General features: G+C 66.4%; 1 protein-coding gene. It reads left to right on the forward strand.

The annotated features are described in order from the left end of the window. Nucleotides 1-871: sigma 54-interacting transcriptional regulator (locus F6S12_RS32350; RefSeq protein ID WP_315869935.1), on the forward strand; the 871-nt coding region annotated here is incomplete at its 5' end. Nucleotide 872: the final 1 nt, after the last annotated feature.

Consider the following 872-nt stretch of genomic DNA (forward strand, 5'->3'; position numbering starts at 1 on the left):
CCAGGTGCAGGGGCGCTTTGTCGAGGTCAACTGCGCCACCCTGCGTGGGGACGGGGCCATGTCGGCGCTGTTCGGCCATATCAAGGGCGCCTTCACCGGCGCCCAGAATGCCCGCGAAGGCCTGCTGCGGGCGGCGGATGGCGGCATGCTGTTTCTCGACGAGATCGGTGAACTGGGGCTGGACGAACAGGCCATGCTGCTCAAGGCCATCGAGGAGAAGCGCTTCTTTCCCATGGGTTCGGACCAGGAGGTGCAGAGCGATTTCCTGATCATCGCCGGCACCCACCGCGACCTGCGTGGCCGGGTGGCCCAGGGGCTGTTCCGCGAGGACCTGTATGCGCGGATCAACCTCTGGACCTTCAACCTGCCGGGGCTGGCGGGGCGCCGCGAAGACATCGAACCGAACATCGATTTCGAGCTGGAGCGTCACGCCCGGGAACAAGGGCAGCTGGTGCGCTTCAACCTTGAAGCGCGGCGACGCTACCTGGCCTTTGCCAGCTCCAGCGAAGCGGCGTGGCTGGGCAACTTCCGCGAGCTGTCGGCCTCCATCACCCGCATGGCCACCCTGGCCGACAGCGGACGCATCGACCAGGCCCAGGTCGAGGAGGAAATCCAGCGCCTGCGCCACGCCTGGGGGCTGGAGAACCAAGAGGACGAACTGCAGAAACTGCTGGGCGATGATGTGGAGCTGGACCTGTTCGACCGCCTGCAACTCAAGGCAGTGATTGCCGAGTGCCGTCGCGCCGACAGCCTGTCGGAGGCGGGGCGCCGGCTGTTCGGCGTGTCACGCCTGGGCAAGGCCAACCCCAACGACGCCGACCGCCTGCGCAAATACCTGGCGCGTTTCGGCCTGGATTGGAAACAGCTGTAGC

Source organism: Pseudomonas sp. JV245A, from assembly GCF_032424515.1.
GTDB classification, from domain to species: Bacteria; Pseudomonadota; Gammaproteobacteria; order Pseudomonadales; family Pseudomonadaceae; genus Aquipseudomonas; species Aquipseudomonas protegens.